The sequence below is a fragment of the Actinoplanes sp. NPDC048791 genome (assembly GCF_040650095.1).
In the GTDB taxonomy this organism is placed as follows: Bacteria; Actinomycetota; Actinomycetes; order Mycobacteriales; family Micromonosporaceae; genus Actinoplanes.
Genome location: NZ_JBEZGQ010000790.1, coordinates 1 through 4,011, shown reverse-complemented (window position 1 = coordinate 4,011; position 4,011 = coordinate 1). Strand labels below are relative to the sequence as shown.

The 4,011-nt window shown below is 70.6% G+C and carries 4 protein-coding genes and 1 pseudogene; all 5 read left to right on the top strand.

The features are described from left to right. A pseudogene (locus AB0C29_RS37095) lies at positions 1-275 on the top strand (hypothetical protein); the annotation flags it as partial. Position 276: 1 nt separating this feature from the next. Next, complete coding sequence (locus AB0C29_RS37090) at positions 277-945, top strand: enoyl-CoA hydratase-related protein (protein ID WP_360830593.1); 669 nt, start codon at positions 277-279, stop codon at positions 943-945. Between the two features lie 111 nt (positions 946-1,056). Beyond that, the gene (locus AB0C29_RS37085; RefSeq protein ID WP_360830590.1) at positions 1,057-1,971 is read left to right on the top strand and encodes a polyphosphate polymerase domain-containing protein; all 915 of its coding nucleotides are present in this window, start codon (positions 1,057-1,059) and stop codon (positions 1,969-1,971) included. 2 nt (positions 1,972-1,973) lie between these two features. Beyond that, positions 1,974-2,651, top strand: a complete 678-nt coding sequence (locus AB0C29_RS37080; RefSeq protein ID WP_360830587.1) for a DUF4956 domain-containing protein — start codon at positions 1,974-1,976, stop codon at positions 2,649-2,651. Positions 2,652-2,689: 38 nt separating this feature from the next. Continuing rightward, a partial coding sequence (locus tag AB0C29_RS37075; RefSeq protein WP_360830584.1) for a CotH kinase family protein occupies positions 2,690-4,011 on the top strand: 1,322 nt, incomplete at its 3' end.

The following is a 4,011-nucleotide window of genomic DNA, read 5'->3' as shown; positions in this document are numbered from 1 at the left end:
CCGACGCCGACGCCCTGCACGGGCTCGACGCCCGGCTGGTGCAGATCCTGATCCGGCTGGCCGAGCTGCTCTGGGACCGCCGCGACCGGTACGCCGTGGAAGTCGTCACCACCTGCGTGGTCGACCTGCCCACGGCCCTCTTCCGCCGCGCCCTGACCGGCCCGTCCGCCGACGGCACTGTGCACATCGACGCCGACCACCGCCGGCGCCTCGCCGCGGCCGTCCGCGCCGTGCTCGACCTCCCGCCGCCCGCACCACCGACCCGGAAGGGCTGACATGCCGACCCTGCACCAGGACCACCCCGTCCACGTCCTCGACCTCGGCGATGACGAGAACCGCTTCTCGCCGTCCTGGATCGTCGGCGTCAACGACCTGCTCGACGTCGTCGTGCAGGGCTCCGAGGCGGCCGCGCTGGTCACCACCGGCCAGGGCAAGTTCTTCTCCAACGGCCTGGACCTGGGCTGGCTCGGCGAGAACGGGGACCGGGCGCCGCAGTACCTCTCCGACGTGCAACGGCTGCTGGCCCGGCTGCTCACCCTGCCGGTGCCGACCATCGCGGCGATCAACGGGCACGCCTTCGGGGCCGGGGCGATGCTGGCGATGGCCCACGACTTCCGGATCATGCGGGCCGACCGCGGCTACTTCTGCTTCCCCGAGGTCGACATCACCATCCCGTTCACGCCCGGGATGGCCGCGCTGATCCAGGCCAAGGTGACCCCGGCCGCCGCGATCGCCGCGATGACCACCGGCCGGCGCTTCGACGCGCCCACGGCGGTCGCGACCGGGCTGATCGACCGGGCGGCCGACGAAGCCGGTCTGGTCGCCGCGGCCACCGAGGCGGTGCGCCCGCTCGCCGGCAAGGACCGCGTCACCCTGGGCAGCATCAAGTCCACCATGTTCGCCACCGCGACCGCCGCGCTGCTCGCCGCCGCCCCCGCGAGTTGACCCCGCGTTCACCCGGCATTCACGTAAACCTTTGAGGTAGCACGGAGGTAACACCCGGAATCGTTTGGTCTGCTCTGGTCTGTCAGCGACGACCAGAGAACGGAACCGTCCATGCGCTTCTCGCTGCGCCGCCGCCCCGGCCCGGTCAGCACCGGTGATCCACCCGAGGACCCGGACGCCCCGGCGGGCCACCGCCTCGAGCCTGGCGGCATCGACGAGGCCGGGCACGCTCTGCGCGCGCCCAGCCGGCTGCACGCCTTCAACCGCTACGAGATCAAGTACCTGGTGCCCAGCGGCGAGGTGCCCGCCCTGCGCGAGCACTTCGCCCGGCGGCTGCACCGCGACACCCACGGCGGGGCCACCGGGTACGGCGTCTGGAGCGTCTACTACGACACCACCGGGCTGCGGTTCTACTGGGAGAAGATCGAGGGCCTGAAGTTCCGCCGCAAGCTGCGGATCCGCCACTACGGCGACCGGTTCACGATCGACGACGACACGACCGTGTACGTCGAGATCAAACAGCGGGTCAACCGGGTCACCCAGAAACGCCGGGTGGCGCTGCCGTACGCGCTGGCCCGGCAGCTGTGCGACGGCCGGGAGATGGTCGAGCACGACCCGGCCCAGCGGGCGTTCCTCGAGGAGGTCCTGGGCCTGGTCGCCGGGCTGGAGCTGCGCCCGACGGCGATCACCGGATATCAGCGGGAGGCCTTCGTCGGGCGCGACGCCGACGTGGGCCTGCGGGTCACCCTCGACCACCGCATCCGTGGCCGGGACCGTGACTTCCACCTGGGCGCGGACACCACGAACCGGCTCGTGGTCCCGGCCCGGCTCGCGGTGCTGGAGATCAAGGCGAACGAGCGGGTGCCGTACTGGCTCACCGACCTCGCCGCCCGCGCCAACCTCTCGGTCGTCCGGATGTCCAAGTACTGCCAGAGCGTCGAGGCCTTCGGCCGGGCCCCGCGCTCGGTCTTCCACGTGCCCGGCGACGACCCCACCGTCGCGCTGACCCGAAATGAGGCTCGATAACCATGGACTTCTCGTTCCAGGACCTGTCCGGCACGTTCAGCATGGCCGACATCGCCATCGCCCTGTCGCTGTCCTTCGTGCTCAGCGCCGGCATCGGCTGGGTGTACCGCTTCACCCACCGCAACGTGTCCTACAGCCAGTCCTACGTGCAGACGCTGGTCATCCTCGGCATGCTGATCGCGCTCATCATGCTGGTCGTCGGTTCCAACATCGCCCGCGCGTTCGCCCTGGTCGGCGCCCTGTCGGTGGTGCGTTTCCGGAACGCCATCAAAGAGACCCGCGACGTCGGCTTCATCTTCCTGGTGATGGGCGTGGGCATGGCCGTCGGCACCCGCTTCTACACCCTCGGGATCGTCGCCGCCGTCGCGATCAGCCTGATCATCGTGGTGATGTACCGCTTCAACTGGTTCGCCCTGGACGTGCAGCGCCAGGTGGTCAAGGTCCAGGTCCCGGCCGACGAGGACCACACGGCCGGGCTGCAGGACGTGCTGATCCGCTTCACCAGCGAGTTCGAGCTGGTCAGCATGGAGTCCATCCGCGGCGGGGCGCTCACCGAGATCATGTACACGGTGCGGCTGAAGAAGGGCGAGGAGCCGGGCCGGCTCATCGCCGCGCTCAGCGAGCGCACCGCGGGCCAGAAGGTCACCGTCCTGACCGGCTACGACCAGACGGATCTGTGATGCCGGTCCGGGGGCTTCGGCACCGTATTCCGGTACGGGTGCGGCACTACTGGAAGCTGCTGGCCGGCTGCCTCGCTCTGGTGCTGGTGCTGACGGTCGTGGTGAGCACCGTACGGGTGCAGCCGTACGTCACCAGCCCCGACGACCGGGCCGGCGACGAGATCACCCAGGACATCGCGGGCACCACCGAGCTGTTCGACGCGGGCACCGCGCACACCGTCAAGATCACTTTCCGGGACGAGAACTACCAGCGGATGCTGGACACGTACTACGCCGAGGGGGAGAAGGAGTACGTCGAGGCCGACCTGACCGTCGACGGCACCACGATGCCCAGCGTGGGCATCCGGCTCAAGGGCAACTCGACGCTGGGCGGGCTCACCCGCAACGGTCAGGCCCGGCCGAGCGGTCGCGGCGGTCGCGGGGGCTTCGGCCGGGCCGGGCTCAAGGCCGAGGAGCCGGAGACGCTGCCGTGGCTGATCCGCTTCGACGAGTTCGTCGAGGGCCGCCGCTACCAGGGTCACCGGGAGGTCGCCGTACGCGTCGCGGGCATGGGCGGCGGCTCGACGGTGCTCAACGAGGCCCTGGCGCTCGACCTGCTGGCCCGTACGGGCGAGGTGGCCCAGCGGTACGCGTACACCAGCTTCACGGTGAACGGCCGCCCGGCCACCGCACGGCTGCTGGTGGAGCACCCGGACGGCAACTTCGCCGACGACATGGGCGGCTCCGGGGTGCTCTACAAGTCGCTGGCCACCGGCCGCTTCACCGACCAGGGTGATGACCCGACCGAGTACGCCGACGACTTCAAGCAGATCACCAGGAAGGGCAGCCAGGACCTGCAACCGGTCATCGACCTGGTGCAGTGGGTCGAGCACAGCACCGACGCCGAGTTCGCCGACCAACTGGCCGACCACGTCGACGTGGCGGCGTTCGCCCGCTACGCCGCGTGGCAGAACCTGCTGCTCAACTTCGACGACATGGCCGGTCCGGGCCGCAACTACTACCTCTGGTACGACCTGGACACCGGCAAGTTCTCGGTGATCGGCTGGGACTACAACCTCACCTTCAGCGGCGACGCCGGGCAGGGCCCGCACGACGCGGGTGGCCTGGGCGGCTTCCCCGGCGGCAGGCAGCCGCCGGCCGGGATGGACCCGCCGGACGGCATGCAGTTGCCGGACGGCATGCAGTTGCCGGACGGGATGGAGCTTCCTGACGGGATGGAGCTCCCTGATGGCATGCAGCTGCCCGACGGCGTGCCGGCGCCGGGCGGGGGACAGCCGCCGGGCGGGCGGACCGATGCCGAGGACGGCGCCGGGGCGCGGGGCGGTGGCTTCGGCGGCGGCAACAAGCTCAAGGAGCGCTT

What these genes read in the sequence shown, in the direction of transcription:
- AB0C29_RS37090 (WP_360830593.1), top strand. Translation starts at nt 277, where the DNA reads ATGCCGACCCTGCACCAGGACCACCCCGTCCACGTCCTCGACCTCGGC.
- AB0C29_RS37085 (WP_360830590.1), top strand. Translation starts at nt 1,057, where the DNA reads ATGCGCTTCTCGCTGCGCCGCCGCCCCGGCCCGGTCAGCACCGGTGAT.
- AB0C29_RS37080 (WP_360830587.1), top strand. Translation starts at nt 1,974, where the DNA reads ATGGACTTCTCGTTCCAGGACCTGTCCGGCACGTTCAGCATGGCCGAC.